18 protein-coding genes and 2 pseudogenes are annotated in these 22,929 nt (G+C 61.0%); 16 read left to right on the top strand and 4 right to left on the bottom strand.

Translation table 11 applies throughout. The annotated features are described in order from the left end of the window. Positions 1-16 precede the first annotated feature (16 nt). The 11 genes from tolB to LPU83_RS55275 all read left to right on the top strand — a co-directional run bounded on the left by tolB (position 17) and on the right by LPU83_RS55275 (position 13,374). Complete coding sequence (gene tolB, locus LPU83_RS55325; RefSeq protein WP_024315420.1) at positions 17-1,327, top strand: Tol-Pal system beta propeller repeat protein TolB; 1,311 nt, start codon at positions 17-19, stop codon at positions 1,325-1,327. 156 nt (positions 1,328-1,483) lie between these two features. Next, a complete protein-coding gene (gene pal, locus LPU83_RS55320; protein WP_024315421.1) occupies positions 1,484-2,014 on the top strand; it encodes a peptidoglycan-associated lipoprotein Pal in 531 nt (176 codons plus the stop codon). 160 nt (positions 2,015-2,174) lie between these two features. Beyond that, entirely contained in the window at positions 2,175-3,179 is a 1,005-nt protein-coding gene (gene ybgF, locus LPU83_RS55315; RefSeq protein ID WP_024315422.1) for a tol-pal system protein YbgF, read from the top strand. Positions 3,180-3,191: 12 nt separating this feature from the next. Further along, positions 3,192-4,517: a tRNA lysidine(34) synthetase TilS gene (gene tilS / locus LPU83_RS55310; protein WP_024315423.1), complete on the top strand. Its 1,326-nt coding sequence runs from the start codon at positions 3,192-3,194 to the stop codon at positions 4,515-4,517. A 98-nt stretch (positions 4,518-4,615) separates the two neighbouring features. Then, the gene (ftsH, locus tag LPU83_RS55305; protein ID WP_024315424.1) at positions 4,616-6,547 is read left to right on the top strand and encodes an ATP-dependent zinc metalloprotease FtsH; all 1,932 of its coding nucleotides are present in this window, start codon (positions 4,616-4,618) and stop codon (positions 6,545-6,547) included. Between the two features lie 238 nt (positions 6,548-6,785). Then, complete coding sequence (glmM, locus tag LPU83_RS55300) at positions 6,786-8,138, top strand: phosphoglucosamine mutase (RefSeq protein WP_024315425.1); 1,353 nt, start codon at positions 6,786-6,788, stop codon at positions 8,136-8,138. A gap of 179 nt (positions 8,139-8,317) precedes the next feature. Beyond that, entirely contained in the window at positions 8,318-9,085 is a 768-nt protein-coding gene (locus LPU83_RS55295) for an outer membrane protein (RefSeq protein ID WP_024315426.1), read from the top strand. Positions 9,086-9,267: 182 nt separating this feature from the next. Beyond that, positions 9,268-10,068 carry an outer membrane protein gene (locus LPU83_RS55290; RefSeq protein WP_024315427.1) on the top strand — a complete coding sequence of 267 codons (801 nt, stop codon included), beginning with the start codon at positions 9,268-9,270 and terminating at the stop codon, positions 10,066-10,068. Between the two features lie 150 nt (positions 10,069-10,218). Continuing rightward, on the top strand, positions 10,219-11,397 hold the full coding sequence (locus tag LPU83_RS55285; protein WP_024315428.1) for a phosphoserine transaminase: 1,179 nt from the start codon (positions 10,219-10,221) through the stop codon (positions 11,395-11,397). Between the two features lie 86 nt (positions 11,398-11,483). Continuing rightward, positions 11,484-13,079, top strand: a complete 1,596-nt coding sequence (gene serA / locus LPU83_RS55280) for a phosphoglycerate dehydrogenase (protein WP_024315429.1) — start codon at positions 11,484-11,486, stop codon at positions 13,077-13,079. Between the two features lie 136 nt (positions 13,080-13,215). Next, entirely contained in the window at positions 13,216-13,374 is a 159-nt protein-coding gene (locus LPU83_RS55275) for a hypothetical protein (protein WP_024315430.1), read from the top strand. Positions 13,375-13,534: 160 nt separating this feature from the next. Here LPU83_RS55275 and LPU83_RS55270 read toward each other — a convergent pair whose 3' ends face one another. Then, positions 13,535-13,705, bottom strand: coding sequence for a hypothetical protein (locus LPU83_RS55270; RefSeq protein ID WP_157997367.1), 171 nt, complete (start codon positions 13,703-13,705; stop codon positions 13,535-13,537). 532 nt (positions 13,706-14,237) lie between these two features. Here LPU83_RS55270 and LPU83_RS75385 point away from each other — a divergent pair. Together LPU83_RS75385 and LPU83_RS55265 are read left to right on the top strand one after the other, a co-directional pair. Next, positions 14,238-14,417, top strand: a pseudogene (locus tag LPU83_RS75385) (transporter substrate-binding domain-containing protein); the annotation flags it as partial. An 87-nt stretch (positions 14,418-14,504) separates the two neighbouring features. Continuing rightward, complete coding sequence (locus LPU83_RS55265) at positions 14,505-15,077, top strand: hypothetical protein (RefSeq protein ID WP_331000948.1); 573 nt, start codon at positions 14,505-14,507, stop codon at positions 15,075-15,077. Here LPU83_RS55265 and LPU83_RS55260 read toward each other — a convergent pair. Beyond that, positions 15,043-17,295 carry a heavy metal translocating P-type ATPase gene (locus tag LPU83_RS55260; RefSeq protein ID WP_024315432.1) on the bottom strand — a complete coding sequence of 751 codons (2,253 nt, stop codon included), beginning with the start codon at positions 17,293-17,295 and terminating at the stop codon, positions 15,043-15,045. The genes LPU83_RS55265 and LPU83_RS55260 overlap by 35 nt on opposite strands. Before the next feature lie 72 nt (positions 17,296-17,367). Between LPU83_RS55260 and LPU83_RS55255 the strand changes: the two genes are divergently transcribed. Next, positions 17,368-17,790: a MerR family transcriptional regulator gene (locus LPU83_RS55255; protein ID WP_024315433.1), complete on the top strand. Its 423-nt coding sequence runs from the start codon at positions 17,368-17,370 to the stop codon at positions 17,788-17,790. 169 nt (positions 17,791-17,959) lie between these two features. Further along, a pseudogene (locus LPU83_RS75380) lies at positions 17,960-20,051 on the top strand (putative bifunctional diguanylate cyclase/phosphodiesterase). On the opposite strand, the gene LPU83_RS55245 reads toward LPU83_RS75380, so the two are convergent. Then, complete coding sequence (locus LPU83_RS55245) at positions 20,022-20,921, bottom strand: LysR family transcriptional regulator (RefSeq protein WP_024315434.1); 900 nt, start codon at positions 20,919-20,921, stop codon at positions 20,022-20,024. The pseudogene LPU83_RS75380 and the gene LPU83_RS55245 sit on opposite strands and share 30 nt — an antisense overlap. A 117-nt stretch (positions 20,922-21,038) precedes the next feature. Here LPU83_RS55245 and LPU83_RS55240 point away from each other — a divergent pair, with 117 nt between their 5' ends. After that, positions 21,039-22,172, top strand: coding sequence for a TDT family transporter (locus tag LPU83_RS55240; RefSeq protein ID WP_024315435.1), 1,134 nt, complete (start codon positions 21,039-21,041; stop codon positions 22,170-22,172). Positions 22,173-22,197: 25 nt separating this feature from the next. Here the strand turns inward: LPU83_RS55240 and LPU83_RS55235 are convergent, their stop codons facing one another. Further along, on the bottom strand, positions 22,198-22,812 hold the full coding sequence (locus tag LPU83_RS55235) for an O-methyltransferase (RefSeq protein ID WP_024315436.1): 615 nt from the start codon (positions 22,810-22,812) through the stop codon (positions 22,198-22,200). Between the last annotated feature and the right edge of the window lie 117 nt (positions 22,813-22,929).

Here is a 22,929-nt window from a genome sequence, read left to right as displayed (position 1 = left end):
GAAAGGCTTGTCCTCCATGACCAAGTGTTCCCTCATCCGCGCCTTGATGGTCGCAGTCGGCATGATAACCACTGCGGTTGTTGCCACGCCGGCGAACGCGCTTGTCGAAATCAACATCAACAAGGGTAACGTCGAGCCGCTGCCGATCGCGATCACGGACTTCCTGCAGGGCGACATGGGCGCGCAGGTGTCGCAGGTCATCGCTGCCGACCTTCAGCGCTCCGGCCTCTTCGCGCCGATCAACAAGAACGCCTTCATCGAGAAGATTTCCAACCCGGATGCCGCTCCGCGCTTCGAGGACTGGAAGGTCATCAATGCGCAGGCCCTCGTCACCGGTCGCGTGACGCAGGAAAGCGATGGTCGCCTCCGCGCCGAGTTCCGTCTGTGGGACACGTTCGCGGGCACGCAGATGACCGGTCAGCAGTTCTACACGCAGCCTGAGAACTGGCGCCGCGTGGCCCATATCATCGCCGATGCGATCTACAAGCAGATCACCGGTGAGGAAGGCTATTTCGACACCCGCGTCGTTTTCGTCTCGGAGTCCGGCACCAAGCAGGAGCGCAAGCGCCAGCTCGCCATCATGGATCAGGACGGCTTCAACGTCCGCATGCTGACCAACGGCAGCGACCTCGTTCTGACGCCGCGCTTTTCGCCGAACCGTCAGGAAGTCACCTACATGTCCTTCGCCAACCAGCAGCCGCGGGTCTACCTGCTGCAGCTTGAGACAGGACAGCGCGAAGTCGTCGGCAACTTCCCGGGCATGACCTTCTCGCCGCGCTTCTCGCCCGACGGTCAGAAGGTCGTCATGAGCCTTCAGCAGGAAGGCAATGCGAACATCTACACGATGGACCTGCGTTCGCGCACCACGACGCGCCTGACCTCGACGGCCGCGATCGATACGTCGCCGTCCTATTCGCCGGACGGCGGGCGGATCGTCTTCGAGAGCGACCGTGGCGGCAAGCAGCAGATTTACGTCATGAACGCCGACGGCTCCGGCCAGACGCGCATCTCCTTCGGCGACGGCAACTATTCCACGCCCGTCTGGTCCCCACGCGGCGATCTGATCGCCTTCACCAAGCAGTCGGGCGGCAAGTTCTCGATCGGTGTCATGAAGCCGGACGGTTCGGGCGAGCGCATCCTGACGACGGGCTTCCACAACGAAGGCCCGACCTGGGCGCCGAATGGCCGCGTCATCATGTTCTTCCGCCAGGCGGCGGGTGCAGGTGGTCCGCAGCTCTACTCGATCGATCTGACGGGCTACAACGAGCAGCTCATCAAGACCCCGACCTACGCTTCGGACCCAGCCTGGTCGCCGCTTCTCGAGTAGTAAAGCCTGTGGATGTGCCTTTTTGTCGCCGCAAAAATCCCTGATTGGGGCGACTAAGGGACAAATCAACCATCCGTTAACCATAATTCTTGAGTGCCGATTAACCCAACGAGGTTACAGTCCGGCAACCTTAATCAAGTCGCAAGGAGACCGGCCATGAGCCGAATTCACACCCCGGCAATGAGCCGCATGCAGAATTTCGCCCGTAACCCCGTCATGATCGCGCTTGTCGCCGGTCTTGCTCTGGCCGGTTGCGCGAACAAGAAGAACGTGGCGAACAGTGCCGGCGACCTCGGCCTTGGCGCCGGCGCCGCAACGCCTGGCTCCGCTCAGGACTTCACCGTCAACGTCGGCGATCGCATCTTCTTCGACACCGACTCCACCTCGATCCGCGCGGACGCTTCCCAGACGCTCGACCGTCAGGCTCAGTGGCTCGCCCGCTACCCGAAGTACGCCATCACTGTCGAAGGCCATGCCGACGAGCGTGGTACGCGCGAATACAACCTTGCTCTTGGTGCTCGCCGTGCTGCCGCCACCAAGGACTACCTCGCTTCGCGTGGCGTTCCGGCGCAGCGCATGAAGACGATCTCCTACGGCAAGGAACGTCCGGTTGCCGTCTGCGACGATATTTCCTGCTGGTCGCAGAACCGCCGTGCCGTCACCGTTCTCGGTGGCGCCGGCATGTAATTACCGGGAAATATTACAATTTCGAAAGGCGGCTCCATCGCGGGCCGCCTTTTCTTTTTGAACACACTTTGGCCAGTTTCCGTTGCTTTTTGAAAGCAATTGGAAAAATCTCCTGTTCGTGCCAATGGGTGCGAAGAATCACAGGGACAGGACGAACCATATGAAAAAACTTGTCGTTGCGGGCATGCTGTGTCTCGCGGCCGTGGCCGGGGCGGGCCAATCGGCCAATGCGACGTCGCTTTTGGGTTGGGAGATCGGCGGCAAGGCCGCGGATCGACAGCCGCAGGCACCGGTTGTAAACGTGCAGGCCGGCGGCGCCGAAGTCCGCGTCCAGCAGTTGGAAGAGCAGCTGCGTCAGCTGAACGGCCGCATCGAGGAGATGAGCTTCCAGCTCCTGCAGATGCAGGAAACGATCCGCAAGGCGCAGGAAGACAACGAATTCCGTTTCCAGGAGTTGGAGAAGGGCGGCGGTGGCGGTAGTGCCGGCAGCAACTCCAAGACGATGAAAAAGAGTGAGGCAGATGTACCTCCTCCGGCTCAAGGTCGGAGCGGTGGCGACGATGTCGCCCGCGTTATCCAAGCACCGCAGGGAGCCGAAACGGCTCCCTCGACCGACGTTCCCGCAAACGAGGGCCTCGGCCAGCCGCCGAAACAGCTCGGTTCGATGGAGTTCGACCAGAGCGGCAATCCGATCGGCGGCTCGGTCAACGAGGGTGCCACAGTTGGATCCCGCCCGCTTCCGGGCGTCGATTCCGGCCGTTCGTCGCAGACTGCCTCCCTCGGCAGCGAAGCCGACCAGTACAAGGCTGCCTACGGCCACGTGCTGTCGGGTGACTACTCGACGGCCGAGCAGGAGTTCACCCAGTATATCGCTCAGTATCCCGCCAGCGCTCGCGCCGCCGATGCCAACTTCTGGCTTGGCGAGGCGCTCTACTCGCAAGGCAAGTACAACGAGGCTGCCAAGACGTTCCTCGATGCGCACAAGAAGTATGGCAGCTCTGAAAAGGCGCCGGAAATGCTTCTCAAGCTCGGCATGTCGCTTGCCGCGCTCGACAACACGGAAACCGCATGCGCGACGCTGCGGGAAGTCTCGAAGCGTTATCCCAAGGCTTCGCGCGCCGTGATAACCAAGGTTGCCAGCGAGCAAAAGCGTCTCGCCTGCTAAGGTCTTCCGGTTTTGCGCCCGGACGGTCCCCTTCTACCAGAGACGGCAGCACGCCGTTTCCTTGGTTCGCTGATCAAGCCCTCGCGTATCCTTGTCGCGATTTCGGGCGGAAGCGATTCAACCGGCCTGCTTCTGGCGCTCGCCGAAGCTCTTAAGGCCACAGCCAATTTGAAAATCTCTCTTTGTGCCGTAACAGTCGACCATGCATTGCGCACAGAATCGGCCGAGGAGGCGCACCAGGTTGCAGCCTTCTGTCGGTCGCTTGATATCCCGCACCTCATCACGACATGGCGTGGCGAAAAGCCGAAGACCGGTATGATGGCGGCAGCACGCGACGCCCGTTACGCTCTGCTTGCCGATGCCGCTGAAAGCCTGAATGCGGACATTGTCGTGACTGCGCACACGGCCGATGACCAGCGCGAGACACTCGCCATGCGCTCGCGACGTTCAGAGCAGCCAAATACCGGCATTGCGGATCTCGTCCTTTTCGATCGGCGCCTTTGGGTCGCTCGACCGCTGCTCGGCTGCCGGCGGGAGGCGATCCGTGATTACCTTCGCGCACGGCAGGTCGCCTGGATCGACGACCCAAGCAATGATGACCCGAAGTACGAACGTGTGCGGATGCGATCGCGCCTTGCTGAAGAGGCGGACGTTGTCCCGGCTCCGGACGGCGCGGGTGATCTGCGGTTAAGCGTCGCTACTGTGGCGTCGAAATGGTTGGATCAGTATTTTATCGTGCATTCTCCCTTGATCGGCCAAGTGATCCCGGCCGGGCTAGCGGCCGATCGCGAGATTCTTGGTTATGCCTTTGCGCGCCTTGCCGCAGTGTTTGGCGGGCAGGTGTTCGCACTTGGCCGCAAGCAGACGGACGACGTGCTGGCTCTTATCGCAAAAGGTGAGTTGGGCCGGATGACCGCGGGCAGGGTGGTGTTCGACCTTCGGCGCGACGGCCTCTTCCTTGTCCGCGAAAACCGCGGCATCCTGCCGTTGACACTGGCACCCGCCGCGCGCGCTGTCTGGGACGGCCGGTTCCTGGTTGAAAATGCGGCTCCAACGGAAATCGGCATCGTTGCTGGCGCAACGGCGGCGCAGAGCGGTCAACTCCCCAGGGGCGTCACCAGGCGAGCCCTGGCGGCCGCGCCGGGTATCGTCGACGTGGCAGGACACGAGGCTCCCGGCAATGTTGCCGAGAAAGTCCGTGTCACACCCTATTTTTCGCCCTTCGACCGTTTTTTGACACGATTTGATTTCATCTTCGCCGATAGCCTTGCGGCTGCCTTTGGAACACGCCCCTATCCAAAACCGCCTTTAGGTCTTATTGACGGAAAATCTATCTAACAGTCCAGTTTGCCTTGGCATTCCCCTGAGGCAATCCTATGTTAGAGGCCAAATAAGACGGTCGCCATGAGGCGGCTGTTCCAGTGCTGGGGAGTTCGATGAACCCTAACTTACGTAATTTCGCCTTGTGGGCAATCATAGCGCTGCTGCTGATTGCTCTGTTCAGCATGTTCCAGACGTCGCCGGCGCAGACCAGCTCCCGCGAAATCCCATACTCGCAATTCCTGCGGGAAGTGGATGCGGGCCGCGTCAAGGAAGTCGTCGTCACGGGCAACCGCGTCTCCGGTAGCTATGTTGAAAATGGCACCACCTTCCAGACCTATACGCCTGTCGTCGACGACAACCTGCTCGATCGCCTGCAGCAGAAGAACGTTCTCGTCTCCGCGCGCCCGGAAACCGATGGTTCGTCGGGCTTCCTGAGCTATATCGGCACGCTGTTGCCGATGCTTCTGATCCTTGGCGTCTGGCTGTTCTTCATGCGGCAGATGCAGGGCGGCTCGCGCGGCGCGATGGGCTTTGGCAAGTCCAAGGCCAAGCTTCTGACCGAAGCGCATGGCCGCGTGACCTTCGATGACGTTGCAGGCGTTGATGAGGCCAAGCAGGACCTCGAGGAAATCGTTGAATTCCTGCGCGATCCGCAGAAGTTCCAGCGCCTCGGCGGCAAGATTCCGCGCGGCGTACTCCTGGTTGGCCCTCCGGGCACCGGTAAGACGCTGCTCGCTCGCTCTGTCGCTGGCGAAGCAAACGTTCCGTTCTTCACGATCTCGGGTTCCGATTTCGTCGAAATGTTCGTCGGCGTCGGCGCAAGCCGTGTCCGCGACATGTTCGAACAGGCCAAGAAGAATGCGCCTTGCATCATCTTCATTGACGAAATCGACGCCGTCGGTCGTCATCGCGGCGCCGGTCTCGGCGGCGGTAACGATGAGCGCGAGCAGACGCTCAACCAGCTGCTGGTCGAAATGGACGGCTTCGAAGCAAACGAAGGCATCATCCTGATCGCAGCGACGAACCGTCCCGACGTTCTCGATCCGGCGCTGCTGCGTCCGGGCCGTTTCGACCGTCAGGTCGTCGTTCCAAACCCCGACATCGTCGGCCGTGAGCGCATCCTCAAGGTGCATGCCCGCAACGTGCCGCTGGCGCCGAATGTTGATCTGAAGGTTCTGGCTCGCGGTACGCCCGGGTTCTCCGGTGCCGACCTGATGAACCTCGTCAACGAAGCTGCCCTGATGGCTGCACGCCGCAACAAGCGTGTCGTCACCATGGCGGAATTCGAAGACGCCAAGGACAAGATCATGATGGGTGCCGAGCGTCGCTCGTCCGCCATGACCGAAGCCGAAAAGAAGCTGACAGCTTATCACGAAGCCGGTCATGCCATCACCGCGCTTAAGGTTGCGGTTGCCGATCCGCTGCACAAGGCGACGATCATCCCGCGCGGCCGTGCGCTCGGCATGGTCATGCAGCTCCCCGAGGGCGACCGCTACTCGATGAGCTACAAGTGGATGGTCTCGCGCCTCGTCATCATGATGGGCGGGCGCATTGCGGAAGAGCTGACCTTCGGCAAGGAGAACATCACCTCGGGTGCATCCTCGGATATCGAGCAGGCCACCAAGCTTGCCCGCGCCATGGTCACCCAGTGGGGCTTCTCCGACGTGCTCGGGCAGGTCGCCTATGGCGAAAACCAGCAGGAGGTGTTCCTCGGCCATTCCGTTTCGCAGTCGAAGAACGTCTCCGAATCCACGGCGCAGAAGATCGACAGCGAAGTGCGCCGACTGATCGAGGAAGCCTATACCGAGGCACGCCAGATCCTGACGGAAAATCACGACGAGTTCGTGGCGATCGCCGAAGGGCTCCTCGAATACGAAACGCTAACTGGCGAAGAAATCAAGGCGCTGATTCGTGGCGAGAAGCCTTCCCGCGATCTCGGCGACGATGCGCCGCCCAGCCGGGGTTCGGCTGTGCCGAAGACCGGTACGCGGCCGGCGACAAAGGGTGACGAGCCGGAAGCTGGCTTGGAGCCGCAGCCACATTGATTTCTCTTGAAAATGACTGAAAGGCCGGGGTCCATTGTGGACTCCGGCCTTTTGCGTCGGTAACGCGATGTAATGGGTTTTCTTGCGAATTTACGTGATGGTCACGGCGATTTATGTCATGCCGGTGACATAGGGAGGCCTCATTCGAGGCTCTTGTAGCGACATTCCGCCTGTGGCGGCGTGATTTTTGCAAGCAATAATGCGCAGCCTGAAGGCGCGCCAAGGCACAGGGGTGCATATGAAAAGACGCTATTTCGGTACGGACGGCATTCGCGGCCAATCCAACGTGTTTCCGATGACACCGGATCTCGCGATGCGGGTCGGCATTGCAGTTGGGACGATCTTTCGCCGAGGCAACCACCGTCACCGCGTCGTCATTGGCAAGGACACGCGCCTTTCGGGCTACATGTTGGAAAACGCGATGGTCGCCGGCTTCACCGCTGCCGGTGTGGATGCGTTTGTTCTCGGTCCTATCCCGACTCCGGCCGTGGCCATGCTGACGCGGTCTCTGCGCGCCGACATCGGTGTCATGATTTCTGCCTCCCACAATCCCTATCAGGACAATGGCATCAAGCTCTTCGGGCCTGATGGCTACAAACTGTCCGACGATCTGGAATCGCAGATCGAGGATCTGCTCGAAAAGGATCTGTCGACGCAGCTTGCCAAGGCCGACGATATCGGCCGCGCCAAGCGCGTTGATGGCGTGCACGACCGCTATATCGAGCATGCCAAGCGCACGCTGCCGCGCGACGTGACATTGCAGGACTTGAGGATCGCGATCGATTGCGCAAACGGGGCGGCCTACAAGGTGGCTCCCGCCGTTCTCTGGGAGCTCGGCGCTGACGTCGTGACCATCGGCAACGAGCCGAACGGCACGAACATCAATCTCAATTGTGGCTCTACGAGCCCGGTCGCACTGCAGAAGAAGGTCGATGAAGTGCGCGCCGATATTGGCATTGCGCTCGATGGCGACGCCGACCGCGTCATCATCGTCGATGAGAACGGCGCGGTCGTCGACGGCGACCAGCTGATGGCCGTTATCGCCGAAAGCTATGCCGAGAACCAGCAGCTTCGCGGCGGTGGTATCGTCGCGACCGTCATGTCGAATCTCGGGCTGGAGCGCTTCCTCGGCGATAAGGGACTTGGTCTTGTCCGTACGATGGTCGGTGACCGCTACGTCGTCGAACACATGCGCCAGCACAACTACAATGTCGGCGGCGAGCAGTCCGGCCACATCGTGCTGTCCGACTACGGCACGACTGGCGACGGTCTGGTGGCCGCCTTGCAGATCCTTGCTGCGGTCAAGCGGACCGGCAAGACGGTGAGCGAAGTGTGCCGTCGCTTCGATCCGGTACCTCAGCTGCTGCGCAACGTCCGCATTTCCGGCGGCAAGCCCCTGGAGGATATCCGGGTGCAGAAGGCGATCGCCGATGCGGAGGCCGAGCTTGCCAAGAACGGCCGCCTCGTCATCCGTCCGTCCGGCACCGAGCCACTGATCCGTGTCATGGCCGAGGGCGACGACCGCGCCCAGATTGAACGCATCGTCAATGATCTGACTGGCGTGATCGGTGGGGTGCGCGACGCGGCGTGAAGGCGGCCGTGCATGGCGGATGTCGATTCGACCCCGCTATGCCCTTTTTCGCATAAGGTCATGATGAATATCTTGTAAATTTAATCGGACATTAACTCTGATTTGTAAGACTTCGGGACGAATAAGAGCCGGATGCGGTCGACTGACACGCGGATTATTTGTGTTCCTGGAGAATTATTATGAAGAGATTTTTGATTGCCGTGGCTGCGGTGGTGCTGGGAACTCCCCCAGTTCTCGCGGCCGATCTCTATGTCGATCCGCCGGCACCGGCGCCTGTCTTCGGCGGATGGTATTTGCGCGGCGAATTGGGCATGAGCAACCAGCGCCTTGGCGGGTTGCAGCAAGAATTGTTTGACGACGTGGAGCTCCATGAATTTCTGGACGATGGCGGCTTCGACAGCGCGCCGCTTGGTGGATTGGGTGTAGGTTATCAATTCAACCAGTGGCTACGCGCCGACGCAATCGTCCAGTATCGCGGCAAAGCCGACTTCTCCGCACTCGATCGCTATGGACACACCGATGCAACGGGGACGGCTGTTTGGGATGCCACGAATGATTACGACGGTGCCAAGTCGGAATGGCTGCTGATGGCCAACGCCTATGTCGATCTAGGCACCTGGTACGGCATTACGCCGTATGTCGGGGCCGGTGTCGGTACCTCCCGCAACACGATCTCCGGTTTCAGGGACGTCAACGTCCCGACCCAGGGCGTCGCTTATGCCGACAGCGACTCCACCTGGAACTTTGCCTGGGCGCTGCATGCGGGTCTCGGCTATCAGGTGACAGATCGTCTCACCGTCGATTTCGGTTACACCTACCTTGATCTTGGCGATGCACAGACCGGCCGGATCCGCTCATATGACAACACGGTGAACACTGGGCCGATGCATTTCGACAACATTACTTCGCACGATTTCAAACTCGCCTTGCGCTACTCATTGCAATAGCCAGCCACGTTCTTTGTCGTGCGAGTTCTCACTTGCAAGGCTGCCTTCACGGCAGCCTTTTTCGCATGGGCCGAACGCTGATTGCAGTTAACAAATATGGTTAACCGCGCGTTAGCATCTCGCTGGAATAATGTCCGCTAGTCAGTCATGCGGGCGTTTCATTGCCCGGCCGGGAATTTCCAATGAAATCGTCCAAAGTGATCCTCGCCACTGTAGCAAGCCTTGTGCTGCTCGGCAGTCCGGTGGCGGCGGAAGAACCGCTCATCACGGACGTACCGGAGGTTAGCATCGCCGGCGGCTCCATGACGAGCGGATGGTATCTTCGGGGTGACCTTGGCTACGCGCCGTGGACGGGCAACGAAAAGCCAACGTATCACGTCGGTGGTGCCGACGCCGGCGAGTTCGATCCGGCGCGCTTCTCCCAGCCCGTTTCCGGTGGCGTCGGGATCGGTTATCAATTCACCGACATCTGGCGTGCCGATTTAACGACAGATTTCTTCAAAAGCGATTTTACCGGTACAGCACGCCTCGATCTGCCATGTGCGGCCTCCGCTCCTGCCGGAACCGGTTGCTCCTACGGCACGCGTGCCGATGTTCGGGCGTATGGCATCATGACAAACGGCTATGCCGACCTTGCGACCGTTGCCGGCTTCACCCCTTATGTCGGTGCCGGCGTCGGGATAACAAACGTCAGATGGGGGAGTGTGAGATCCCAACCGGAGTGCGTCGACGTCGCCTCGACATGCGCGGGAGCCACCTTTGCCCGGCAAGATTTCAACGGAGAAAATAGCTGGCGCTTCACCTATGCACTGATGGTTGGCGTCAGCTATGAAGTCACCGACAACATCAAGGTCGATCTTGGCTATCGCTTTTCCGATATTGCCGGCGGTAGCATGTTTACAGGTCCCTCCTCGGCAAGCGGGCGCGATGACGGGATGACCCGGCACGAAGTCCGCGTCGGCCTGCGCATCGCCGGCTGGTAGGGCCGGCTGATCTGCGACGCGATGACGCGGACACGCCAAAAATTTCTCTCGTTGCGACGCCGGTTGCTTGACTTCGATCTCACCGCCCTATAACGACGGCGGCGGGACACTCCTCCCCAACGAGGAGCTATCTATCTGGAAGGATAGCACATGGCGAAGACCGCAAAGCCGGACGTACGTCCGAACAATACTCATTTTTCTTCTGGCCCTTGCTCGAAGCGCCCCGGTTGGACGCTTGAAGCTCTTTCCGACGCGGCCCTTGGCCGTTCGCACCGTGCGAAGGTCGGCAAGACGAAGCTGAAGCAGGCCATCGATCTTACCCGTGAAATTCTGGAAGTGCCGGCGGACTACCGCATTGGCATCGTTCCCGCATCTGACACCGGCGCTGTCGAAATGGCGCTCTGGTCATTGCTCGGTGAGCGCGGCGTCGACATGGTCGCCTGGGAAAGCTTCGGCGCGGGCTGGGTCACCGACGTCGTCAAGCAACTGAAGTTGAAGGACGTCCGCAAGATCGAAGCCGGATATGGCGAGCTGCCGGATCTTTCGAGCATCGATTTTGACCGCGACGTGGTCTTCACCTGGAACGGCACGACCTCGGGCGTCCGCGTTCCGAACGCCGATTTCATCCCCGCCGATCGCAACGGCCTGACGATCTGCGACGCGACCTCGGCGGCTTTCGCGCAGAACCTCGATTTTGCCAAGCTCGATGTCGTCACCTTCTCCTGGCAGAAGGTTCTGGGCGGCGAGGGGGCACATGGCGTCATCATCCTGTCGCCGCGAGCCGTCGAGCGTCTGCTCAACTACGCACCGGCCTGGCCGCTGCCGAAGATTTTCCGCCTGACCTCGGGCGGCAAGCTGATCGAAGGCATCTTCAGCGGCGAGACCATCAACACGCCGTCCATGCTGTGCGTCGAGGATTATATCGATGCCCTGCTGTGGTCGAAGGACGTTGGTGGGCTCAAGGGCCTGATGGCCCGCGCCGATGCGAACGCCAAGGTCATCGCCGATTTCGTGGCCGCCAACGATTGGATCGCCAACCTGGCCGTGAAGCCGGAGACGGCCTCCAACACCTCCGTTTGCCTGAAGATCGTCGACAAGGGCGTTCTGGCGCTCGATGCCGATGGCCAGGCGAACTTCGCCAAGGGCATCGTCAGCCTGCTCGACAAGGAAGGTGTCGCCTACGACATAGGCCATTATCGCGACGCGCCGTCGGGCCTGCGCATTTGGGCCGGTGCCACGATCGAAACCGCCGACATGCAGAAGCTGATGCCGTGGCTTTCCTGGGCCTTCGAGACGCAGAAGGCAACGCTTTCCCAGGCTGCTGCCTGAGCTGATCGCATCCGGCTCCGCCGAACGGGCGGAGCCTCGCATTCCTGATTTCATCCATCGCTGAACACTTTTGAAGGAAGCCCCCAATGGCACCTCGCGTTCTCGTATCCGACGAACTGTCGGAAACCGCCGTCCAGATCTTCCGTGATCGCGGCGTCGAAGTCGATTTCCAGCCGCAGCTTGGCAAGGACAAGGACAAGCTCGCCGAAATCATCGGCAATTACGACGGTCTCGCCATCCGCTCCGCCACGAAGGCGACGGAGAAGCTGATTTCTGCTGCGACCAACCTCAAGGTCATCGGCCGCGCCGGCATCGGCGTCGACAATGTCGATATTCCGGCCGCCTCGCGCCGCGGCATCATCGTCATGAACACGCCGTTCGGCAACTCGATCACCACGGCCGAGCATGCCATTGCGCTGATGTTTGCGGTCGCCCGCCAGATGCCAGCTGCCGATGCCTCGACGCAGGCCGGCAAGTGGGAAAAGTCGAAGTTCATGGGTGTCGAAATCACCGGCAAGACGCTTGGCGTCATCGGTGCCGGCAATATCGGCTCGATCGTCTGCGCGCGCGCCATCGGCCTGAAGATGCACGTTCTGGCCTACGACCCCTTCCTCTCGAAGGAACGCGCCGAGGAAATGGGCGTCACCAAGGTTGAGCTCGACGAGCTGCTGGCCAAGGCCGACTTCATCACCCTGCATGTGCCGATGACGGACAAGACGCGCGGCATTCTCGGCGCTGAAAACCTTGCGAAGACAAAGCCCGGCGTTCGCATCATCAACTGCGCTCGCGGCGGTCTCGTCGACGAGGCGGCCCTTGCCGAAGCCATCAAGTCCGGCCATGTCGCTGGTGCCGGTTTCGACGTCTTCGAAGTCGAGCCGGCCAAGGAAAGCCCGCTTTTCGGCCTGCCGAACGTCGTCTGCACCCCGCATCTCGGCGCATCGACCACGGAAGCGCAGGAAAACGTAGCGCTGCAGGTTGCCGAGCAGATGTCGGACTACCTGGTGAAGGGTGCCGTTTCCAACGCCATCAACATGCCGTCGATCACCGCGGAAGAAGCACCGATCCTTAAGCCGTTCATCCGGCTCGCCGACGTTCTCGGCGCCTTCGTCGGCCAGGTTACCGAAGAGCCGATCAAGGAAATCGAGATCCTTTTCGACGGTGCGACAGCCACGATGAACACGCGCGCCCTGACGAGCGCACTGCTTGCCGGCTTGATCCGCACGCAGGTTGCCGACGTCAACATGGTCTCCGCGCCGATCATGATCAAGGAAAAGGGCATCGTGCTCTCCGAGGTCAAGCGGGACAAGACCGGCGTGTTCGACGGCTACATTAAGTTGACCGTCAAGACCGATTCGATGACCCGTTCCATCGCTGGTACGGTGTTCTCGGACGGCAAGCCGCGCTTCATCCAGATCAAGGGTATCAACCTCGATGCCGACGTCGGCTCGCACATGGTCTACATCACCAACACCGACGTGCCCGGCATGATCGGCTTCATCGGCACGACGCTTGGCACCGCCGGCGTCAATATCGCGAATTTCCAACTCGGCCGTGACAAGCAGGGTGGGGATGCGATCGCGCTGCTTTACGTCGATGGTCCGATTGGCGATGAGGTGCTTGCCAAGCTGACGGCAAACACGGCGATCCGCCAGGCAAAGCCGCTGGTCTTTGCGGTCGATTGAGTTTGCTCCCAAGGCAATGAGAAAACCCGGCGTGGGAACCTTGCGCCGGGTTTTCTCGTTTTGCCTCTCAGTCGTCCAAGTTGATCACCGTCACGCGGGCGACTATCGTTCTTTCATGGTCAATTCGGGAGCTGCCATGACAAAGTCAGCCGTCGCTATCGCCATTGCGCTTGCATCGCTAATCGGCCTCTCGTCCTGCGCAAACGCGGCGAATGGTCTTGCCAGGGACGGCAGGGAGGCGGGCAATGCGCTCGATGCCAGCACGCATCGTGTCCTCAAGGCCGGCGCGAACTAAGTCCAACAGCCGGCCTCTATTCTGGGGAACCAGTAAAGCCCGCCTGAGCAAGCGGGCTCGCGATTACTGCGGGTTCGCAGGAGCCGGAGCGGCAGGAGCCGGAGCGGCAGGAGCCGCAGGAGTTGCCGGAGCCTCAGCGGGCGCATTCGCTGCTGGCGGATTAGCTGCCGGCGGTGTTGCCGGTGTAGTCGATGCGGGTGGCGGCGAAGCCGGCTCGGAAGTGGTCGGGGCCGGTGCGTTCGGAGCTGTCGCGGTCGAGCTGCTCTGTGATCTCGGCCAGTAAGTCGCTGCTAGAGCTACGATAACGACAATGGCTGCTAAAACAATCCATAGCGTCTTGCTCTTGGACGCTGAGGTATTCATCGGGTTTGGTTTGTTGAAGTCATTCGTCATGTTACACCTCCTCTTAACGTTAACTCCCTAGCGCGCAAAATGTTCCAGGCCGCGTGCAAATTCCAAGGGTAAACGGCGCAAGAGGTTTGCAGGCACACCAACGCCATTAAGCCAAGAGCAATTTTACCGTAACGTACTTCCAATTTCCGCACTTCCCTGGCTCGCTTCGGAGCACCGCCCAACGGGGGTGACCAGCCGGCGATCGCGCGGACTGGGGGGCCCTGCGGGCGGTTCTTTTCGGGCGTTGGAGGCTGGTGGAACGGGTATGATGGCAGTCTCCCTTGCAGTGTTTGACGCGAGCAGCGGACGCAATTGGCTGCACGGCGCGCTCCGCTATGTCGGGCGCGCGCTAATTGGTCTCGCGGCGCTCGGCGCAGCTGCGGTTGGTGAAGATGCCGCAGCAAACAAAAAGGTAGGACTTTCCTCAGCGAGAGCTTGTTATCGGTACCAAGGAGGCGCCGCCCTTCGCGATGAAGGATGCTGACGGCAATTGGAGCGGCATTTCTATCGAGCTCTGGCGCGAGGTTGCACAAAAGCTCGGACTCCGAAGAACCTGATGTCCAGAAGCTCATCGAAGCGACGTCGCGGGGCGCGACTACGATGTTTCCGTGGCGGCGATCACGATCACGGCCGAACGCGAACGCAGCGTGGATTTCAGCCAGCCTTTCTACGATACCGGCCTGGGGATCGCGGTATCCGTCAACAGCGTGTCGGTGTGGCGCGAAATCATCCGGACGATGATCTCAGCGGGCTTCCTGCAGGCGGCAGGAGCGCTGATCGGCATCTCGCTGCTCGTCGGCGCGCTGGTATGGCTGTTTGAGCGGCGCCATAACTACGACTTCGGAGGAACGGTGGGACGCGGATTGGGCGCGAGCATTTGGTGGTCCGCGGAGGCAATGACGCAAGCCAGCACCGGACATCGCGGACCGATCACGATCGCGGGCAGGGCGCTCGCGATTATCTGGATGGTGGTCTCGATCATCACGATCGCAGTTTTTACAGCCAGCGTCACGTCCGCATTGACGACCAGGCAGATGCGCGGGCTGGTCAACGGCGTGGAGGATCTGCCGAACGTGCGCGTCGGGACGCTGGCCAACTCGGCAACCATCGGCTTCCTGGATATCGCAAGGCAATCGACGTTGCCGTCCTCGAGGCAATCCACGACCAGCGTTGGAGGCGGACACTGTTTCAGTACCTCGGAGAGAAACGGTAGAACGAACGACCGATGTCTCAGTGACCGACGCTCGCTGTGGATGGACGCGAGACCGGCGATCCTTATTTGGCCGGTTTCAGCAGTCTCAGCGCATTGATGGTGACCAGTACCGTGGCGCCGGTGTCGGCGAGGATCGCGGGCCACAGGCCGGTGATACCAGCGATGGTGGTCACCAGGAACACGGCCTTCAGGCCGAGCGCGATGGTGATGTTTTCGACGATGTTGCGCATGGTGCGCTTGGAAAGCGCGATCAATGCCAAAACATCGCTGACGCGGCCATGCAGGATGGCGGCGTCGGCAGTTTCGAGCGCCACATCGGTGCCGCCACCCATGGCGATACCGACATCGGCTGTAGCAAGCGCCGGAGCGTCGTTGATACCGTCCCCAACCTTGGCAACGATCAAACCATCACGCTTCAGCTCGTTCACGATGCGCTGCTTGTCCTCCGGCATCAGCTCGGCGAGCACCTCGATGCCGAGCTGCTTGCCAATGGCCTCGGCGGTGCGGCGGTTATCGCCGGTGAGCATGACGATCTTGATGCCTGCCTCAGTCAATTCCTCGAGGCCGGACTTGGCGTCGTCACGCGGTTCGTCGCGCATGGCAATGGCTCCTGCCAGCGTGTCGCCGACGACGAGCACCGAAACCGTCTTTCCATCGTCGTTGAGCGCGGTGATGCGCGCCGTCTGATCGGACGAAAGAGGAATTCGCTCGCCGGCGGCCTTGGGAGACCCGAAGAACACCGGCTGGCCCTCGACCCTCCCGGCAATGCCTTTGCCCCCTAGAGCCTTGGCGTCTGTCGTTGCGGGGAGCGTGATCCCCGAGGCCGTTGCCCTTGCCAGGATCGCCAGCGCCAGCGGATGGCTAGACCCTGTCTCAAGGGCGGCGGCATATTTGAGGATTTCGGCTTCGTCCAGTCCGAAAGCAATCACATCAGTCACCTGCGGCTTGCCTTCCGTCAGCGTGCCTGTTTTGTCGAGGGCGACGGCGGTGACTTTGCCAAGCGTCTCGAGGACCGCGCCACCCTTCAGCAGCAGGCCACGGCGCGCTCCCGAAGAAAGCGAGGCGGCAATTGCGGCCGGGGTCGAAATCACCAGTGCGCAGGGGCAACCGATCAGCAATATGGCGAGGCCCTTGTAGATCCACTCGTCCCAGGCGCCGCCTGCAAGAAGCGGTGGCAGGATGGCAATGAGGGCTGCAACGACGACGACGCCAGGCGTGTAATAGCGAGAGAAACGATCGATGAAGCGCTCCGTCGGCGCCTTGGATTCCTGCGCCTCCTCCACGAGACGGATGACGCGTGCAATCGTGTTGTCGGCCGCCGCCGCCGTCACCTTTACCCGAAGCGCTGCGTCACCGTTGACGGTACCGGCAAAAACCATGTCGCCTTCGCCTTTGCGCACTGGCGTACTCTCGCCGGTGACCGGCGCTTCGTCGATTGCACTCTCGCCGGACAGAATGGTGCCATCAGCCGCGATGCGGTCGCCCGGACGAACCAGAATGGTCGAACCGACGGCGAGGCCCTCGGCCAGCACTTCCCGGGTCGCACCACCCTCTTCGAGGAAGGCACGCTTCGGAACCAGGGTCGTCAGAGACTGGATGCTCGCGCGCGCCTTGCCGGCGGCGACACCTTCCAGCAGTTCGCCGACCAGGAACAGGAAGACCACTGTCGCGGCTTCCTCGCCTGCATTGATGATCACCGCGCCGACCGCCGCGATCGTCATCAGCATCTCGATCGAGAAGGGTGTGCCTGCGAAGGCGGCGACGACGGCGCGCCGGGCGATTGGAACAAGCCCGACGAGCATCGCCACGATGAATGCATAGGGCGCAATTGCCGGCACGAGGTGACCAATGACGTAGGCGACAACGAGCGCTGCGCCGGAAAGGATTGTCAGGCGGCCCTTCTTGCCTTGCCACCAAGGTCCAGCGATTGGGACGTCGTGACCGTGGAGGCCCTCCGGTGCGTCCGTCGCCTTTTCCTCGGTGTGTTCCCGACCTGTGTGATCGTGGTTAGCATGATCATGGTCATGGTCATGATCAGTGTGGTCGTGGTGCTGGTGTGCATGATTTGCCGGTGGTGTTTCTGCCGGCAACCTTCCGGCGACCTGAGAGACGGAATAGCCGAGGCTCGTCACTTTCCTTTCGATCGCGACAAGGTCGCTGTTGCCATCGTGGCGCACCGTCATCGTTCCTGCCGTCACGGAGACCGAAACGTCTTCGACGCCTGGCATACGCCGGACGGCAGTGTCGATCTTGGCTGCGCAGCCAGCGCAATCCATGCCGCCAACCCTGTAACGTTTCTCGACCGTTTCACCCATGATCCGCTTCCTTGTCAGACAGAGGCATCCTTCCTACATCGCTCTAGCGACTAGAGGTGCAAGAGGAAAATCATGAAAAAGATCACGATCGGCGAGGCCTCCCGAAAAAGCGGCGTCAAGGTTCCGACGATCCGCTACTACGAAAGCATCGGCCTCCTGCCGGCGCCAAACCGCAGCGAGGGCAATCAACGCTCCTACGAGCCCGCAGATCTGCGCAGGCTGGCCTTCATCCGTCATGCCCGCGAGCTTGGTTTCGAGGTGGAAGCGATCCGCGCGCTCCTGACACTGCAGGACGATCCACATCAGTCCTGCGCTTCTGCGGACGCGATCGCCAAGGCCCGTCTCGTCGAAGTCGAGCAGAGAATCCGAAGCCTGATGGCCTTGAAGGCGGAACTGGAACTGATGGTGGAAGGCTGCGGTCATGGTCGCGTCGATCAGTGCCGGGTCATCGAGGTTCTGGCGGATCACGGTCAGTGCAGTCACGCCCATCACTGACGATGGATACCGGATCGATAAGCTAAAGAAACGACAACAGAGCCGGAAGACATGCTGCCCAATCTAAAGGCGTTTCGCCTAAAGTTTGTGCGCACTATGATTCTGATTTTATTTAGCTTTTCTGTCTATAACCTGCCGATCCGCTGCCATTGTTTCATGTGATTTCCTCATGACCGGTCTTCAAAAAGCATTTGTTCCGATCGATGCGCCGAACGACGATTTTCGGTCGCTGTTTGCAACCCATCCCTCGCCGATGTGGGTTTACGATCCCGGCAGCCTTCGCTTCCTGATCGTCAACAACGCTGCTGTCGATCTCTATGGCTATTCGCGCCAGGACTATGCGCGCATGACGGTCCTCGACATCCGGCCGGAGCAGGAGCGCAAGCGAATGCTCGATGCCGTGCAGCGCAAAACCGACATGGAACGCGCCGAGCGTTGGACGCACGTGAAGGCCAACGGCGAAACCCTGGAAGTCCTTACCTATGGGCGGGCGGTTCGTTTTGACGGGCGGGATGCGATCCTCGCGATCGTTCAGGACCGGACCGAGGTCAACGCAGCCCAGCAGCAGGTGAGCGATACGCGCTCGATGCTAGACAGCATCGTCGACAACCTGCCCGTCGGCGTCTTCGTGAAGGACATGGGACGAAGACGGCCGCTACATCCTTTTCAACGAGGCTTGCGGCGGCATCGTCGGCTATGACCCGAAAGACATTGTCGGCCAGAGCGATTGCATCCTATTCGACGACAGGCAAACGGCCATTTTTCGCGAGCAGGACTCTAGGGCTCTTGGGGCCGGAGCAACCATCAGCTTCGAGGAGACGATTGAGCGCGCCGATGGGGCGCCGCGGATCCTGCGGACGATCAAGCGTGCACTTCCCGCACCGGATGGCGGAGCGCCGCGCTATGTGCTCGGCATTTCCCAGGACGTGACCGAGGAGCGGTCGGTCGAGGCACGTCTCGCCTACATGGCAATGCATGATGCACTGACCGGCCTGCCGAACCGGGCATTCTTTGCCGATCATATCCAGCGGGAAGCACCGATCGCCACGGCGCAAAACCCGCTGGCGTTGCTTTACCTCGATGTCGACCATTTCAAGCACATCAATGACAGCAAGGGCCACGCGGCAGGCGATGCGTTGCTCTGCCAGGTCGCCGCACGTCTGATGCAACTGGTGGCAGACGGCGATCTCGTCGCTCGCCTCGGCGGCGATGAATTCGCGCTGCTTTTGCGCTTGCAGCGACGCGAGAGCATCGAACGCTTTGCCGAACGTCTGCTTAGATCGCTATCGACCCCGTTTGATCTCGACGGCGTCAACGAGCACGTCACCTGTAGCATCGGCATTGCGCTTGCGCCTGAACATACCGAGGACGACGATGTCCTGATGCGCAACGCGGACCTTGCGCTCTATGCAGCCAAGGAGAGCGGCCGCTCGACCTACCGCTTCTATGTGCCGGAAATGCGTCTGGAAGCAGAGCGCCGGCACATGCTCACGGCCGAACTTCACGAGGCGCTGCTAAAAGGCCAGTTCGAACTTCACTACCAGCCGATCGTGCAACTCGATGACGATGGCTTGGCGGGCTTCGAGGCCTTGATCCGCTGGCGCCATCCCGTCCGAGGGCTGGTTCCGCCGATGGAATTCATCCCTATCGCAGAGGAAACAGGCCTCATCATTCAGATCGGCGAGTGGGTGTTGCGCGAAGCCTGCCGGGCGGCGGCCGCCTGGCCCAATCATTTGAAGATCGCGGTCAATCTCTCCGTGTGCCAGTTCCGGCACAATAGCCTGCTTGCGACGGTCGTCTCCGCACTCGACGAGACCGGCCTTTTTCCGGAACGCCTCGAGATCGAGATTACAGAATCCGTCTTCCTGGCCGACGTCGAGCAAAGCCTGCCGCTGCTGCGGGCATTGAAGGAACTTCGCATCCGCATCGCCATTGACGATTTCGGCACCGGCTATTCGTCCTTGAGCTACTTGCGGGCCTTTGCCTTCGACAAGATCAAGCTCGACCGCAGCTTCGTCTCAGGCATCGAAACGGATCCGGGTAATCTGGCGATCGTACGTGCGGTCGTCGGTATCGGCTCCGGCTTCAATGCAACGACGCTTGCGGAAGGGATCGAGACCGAGGAGCAGTTGCAGAAATTGCGCGCCGAAGGCTTCAGCGAGGTGCAAGGCTTCCTGCTTGGCAGGCCGATGCTGCAGGCCGAGGCGCAGGCTCTGATCGAGGGCGGCGCCTCACCCTTGCTTGTCGGAGCCCGTGGCTGAAATCATCGCATCGAAGGTGTCGGCAGCCTTGCTGCGATAGCGTTCCTGATGGCGCAGCAGAAAGAACGGGCGGGGTAGGGGCGGGATGTTCGCCTCCTTGAGAGTTCCAGCCCGCAGGAAAGGGGCCGCGATGCTTCGTGACATCAGCGTTGCCCCTAGTCCAGTCTCAACGATGCCGATCACCGTTTCGTTGCCCGGCAGCGACATTGGAATATCCAGCGCGGCGGCCGTCAACCCGGCTGTTTCCAGTAGGCTCTCGAATGCGCGGCGGGTTCCCGAACCGGTCTCGCGCAGGATCCAAGCCGTCTTCGGGAAGTCGTCGACGGTTAGCGGTTTGCCGTCGGCCCAGGGGTGTCGAGGCGCGACGATCACGATCATCTCGTCAGTGGCAATCCTTCTGGCCGACAGGCTCCGGCGTTCCTGCGGCCATTCGATGAGGCCGATCTCTGCCCTTCCCTGCGCTACGGCGTCGGTGACTTCCTCCGTATTGCCGATGAGAACCTTGAGCGCGATGCCGGGGTAGAGGTTGCGATAGTCCGCGAGACGTGGGGCCAGCCAATAGCCGGCGACGGTTTGGCTCGCCATGATCGACAGTTCACCGTGCATGAGGCCCGACAGATCCATCAAGGCGGCTTCGGCAGCGCGCGCGCTCGCAAGGACGGCTTGCGCCTCCTTGAGGAACACGCGTCCGGTCTGGTTCAGCACGATCGAGCGTCCGACGCGATCAAACAGCGCAACGTGATGCCTGCGTTCAAGCGCAGTGATTGCGGCGCTGACGGCCGATTGCGTCATGTTGAGGTGGGCCGCTGCCTGGGTGATGTGCTGGCGGGTGGCGACCTCCACGAAAATTCGAAGCTGTTCGAGGGTCAAGGGATCATTCGCTGTGAATCGATCATTCGATTTTATCGAACGTAACTAGAATTACAATTCGTTAGAATCGATTGATCTGTGGGCGTATCGATGGACAACGCTTTTAAGGATATGGCCATGACCGCATTCACCGACCTGGGCATTCGACCCACGCAATCTGAAGGACGCCGGTGCGTCCTGCATTTTACGCCGAACTGGTTCGCGGCGACGATGGGCACAGGCATTCTTGCCGTCTGCCTCGCACAGTTCCCGAATGCACCGGCATTGGTTGCGGCCGGGGAGGTTCTATGGCTCTCGAATATCGTCCTGTTTGCCTGTCTTTCGATCCTTTATGCCGGCAAATGGATCCGACACCCGCGCGAGGCCTTGCGCGCTTTCTCACACCCCGTCGTATCGATGTTCTTCGGGTGCATTCCCATGGGGCTTGCGACGATCGTCAACGGAACGGTCATCTTCGGCTTGACGTGGTTTGGCGAAGCGGCCGTTCCCGTCGCCATCGGCCTCTGGTGGCTTGATGCCGCGCTCGCCGTGCTTGCCGGACTGGCCATCCCATTTGCCATGTTCACTCGGCAGAACCATGTCTTCGAAGAGATGAGTGCGGTCTGGCTGTTGCCGATCGTTGCCTGCGAAGTGACCGCGGCAAGCGGCGGCCTGCTTCTTCCGCATATTCCCGGCGCGAGTGGCCAGATGACGGTGCTGTTTGCGAGCTACGTGCTCTGGGCCTGTTCGGTGCCGCTGGCGCTGGGGCTGCTCACCATCCTCTTCCTGCGCATGGTCCTCCACAAGCTGCCTCCGGCTCACATGGCGTCGACCGCTTTCCTGTCGCTCGGTCCGATCGGGACCGGCGCGCTCGGACTGATCCTTTTTACCCTGAACGGGAACGCGGTGCTTATCGCCAACGGTCTCGGCGTCTTCGCCGGTGCAATGTCCGGTGCCGCCCTCCTCGGTGCAATCCTGCTCTGGGCCTATGGCTTGTGGTGGCTGGGCATAGCGCTCGCCACGACTGCGCGCTACCTGCTGAACGGCCCCCCGTTCAATCTCGGCTGGTGGGGATATACCTTCCCGATCGGAGTCTATGCGGTTGCCACGCTGCGCCTGGCGGCGGTGGTTCATCTCCCGGCGATCGCCATCTTTGGCGGAGTTCTGGTCGTCGCGCTATCGGGGATCTGGATCGTGGTTGCCATCAGAACCTGTTTCGGGGCTGCTGACGGCACGCTTTTTGCCGATCCAAGCCTGGCCGATCAGGCTTGAATGGCCCGCGCTGCCGGTTTTGATTTCACCCACCAAAGCGGCTGACCTCGATGCCGCTACCGACCGGCAGAAGCACACTGGTAATGCCCGGCTTGGCCCGGATATCTGCGCCATACCGCCTGACGTTCTCGTCGCCCGGACGCAGCATGTTGTCGGCAACGACGATCGCGCCGGGATTGAGCTTAGGGTAAAAGGCCTCCAGGCATGGCAGGTACAAGTCCTTCCAGAGATCCACCAGGACAAAGTCGATGCCATCCGTGAGCTCGCTGATCATCTGCACCGCGTCACCGATCCTGAAATCGATCCAATCGGCAAGTCCCGCCTTTGTCGCCATCTCCTTGGCATGTGCCGACTTGTACTCGTGCAGTTCCATCGTGATCAGCTTTCCGCCCGCGGCCCGGGCAGCCTCCGCCAGCCAGATGCCTGAATAGCCGAAGGATGTGCCGAGCTCGAGAATGACCGGCTCTTTGAGGCACTTGGCGAGGATGTTGATAAGCTGTCCGGTTTCGCGACCGACCGCACGCAAGCGCATGTCCTGCCCTCCATCGCGGCCGCCGGGAGGAAGCTCGCGCGGACTGCTTTGCTCCTTTCGGATCATGACATGGTAGGCTTCAAGTACGTCGTGGATCTTGCGGTCCATTGTCAGTCCCTCGCGGTGCGCGCGTTTTCAGGGCCACGCCACCCACTTGAGCGGTCGTCGCCCGGGAAGTCTTGACCGGATGACGCCAGCATCAAAGTTAAACTTTCGCAACAATCG

This window comes from Rhizobium favelukesii (genome assembly GCF_000577275.2).
GTDB classification, from domain to species: domain Bacteria; phylum Pseudomonadota; class Alphaproteobacteria; order Rhizobiales; family Rhizobiaceae; genus Rhizobium; species Rhizobium favelukesii.
Note: the sequence above shows the minus strand (reverse complement) of the source record. Positions and strands in the feature narration are given on the sequence as shown.

Bases quoted from the DNA above. Each gene is read 5' to 3' on its own strand.
- tolB (WP_024315420.1), top strand. From the start codon at position 17: ATGACCAAGTGTTCCCTCATCCGCGCCTTGATGGTCGCAGTCGGCATG.
- pal (WP_024315421.1), top strand. From the start codon at position 1,484: ATGAGCCGAATTCACACCCCGGCAATGAGCCGCATGCAGAATTTCGCC.
- ybgF (WP_024315422.1), top strand. From the start codon at position 2,175: ATGAAAAAACTTGTCGTTGCGGGCATGCTGTGTCTCGCGGCCGTGGCC.
- ftsH (WP_024315424.1), top strand. From the start codon at position 4,616: ATGAACCCTAACTTACGTAATTTCGCCTTGTGGGCAATCATAGCGCTG.
- glmM (WP_024315425.1), top strand. From the start codon at position 6,786: ATGAAAAGACGCTATTTCGGTACGGACGGCATTCGCGGCCAATCCAAC.
- LPU83_RS55295 (WP_024315426.1), top strand. From the start codon at position 8,318: ATGAAGAGATTTTTGATTGCCGTGGCTGCGGTGGTGCTGGGAACTCCC.
- LPU83_RS55290 (WP_024315427.1), top strand. From the start codon at position 9,268: ATGAAATCGTCCAAAGTGATCCTCGCCACTGTAGCAAGCCTTGTGCTG.
- LPU83_RS55285 (WP_024315428.1), top strand. From the start codon at position 10,219: ATGGCGAAGACCGCAAAGCCGGACGTACGTCCGAACAATACTCATTTT.
- serA (WP_024315429.1), top strand. From the start codon at position 11,484: ATGGCACCTCGCGTTCTCGTATCCGACGAACTGTCGGAAACCGCCGTC.
- LPU83_RS55275 (WP_024315430.1), top strand. From the start codon at position 13,216: ATGACAAAGTCAGCCGTCGCTATCGCCATTGCGCTTGCATCGCTAATC.
- LPU83_RS55270 (WP_157997367.1), bottom strand. From the start codon at position 13,705: ATGGATTGTTTTAGCAGCCATTGTCGTTATCGTAGCTCTAGCAGCGAC.
- LPU83_RS55265 (WP_331000948.1), top strand. From the start codon at position 14,505: ATGATCTCAGCGGGCTTCCTGCAGGCGGCAGGAGCGCTGATCGGCATC.
- LPU83_RS55260 (WP_024315432.1), bottom strand. From the start codon at position 17,295: ATGGGTGAAACGGTCGAGAAACGTTACAGGGTTGGCGGCATGGATTGC.
- LPU83_RS55255 (WP_024315433.1), top strand. From the start codon at position 17,368: ATGAAAAAGATCACGATCGGCGAGGCCTCCCGAAAAAGCGGCGTCAAG.
- LPU83_RS55240 (WP_024315435.1), top strand. From the start codon at position 21,039: ATGACCGCATTCACCGACCTGGGCATTCGACCCACGCAATCTGAAGGA.
- LPU83_RS55235 (WP_024315436.1), bottom strand. From the start codon at position 22,812: ATGGACCGCAAGATCCACGACGTACTTGAAGCCTACCATGTCATGATC.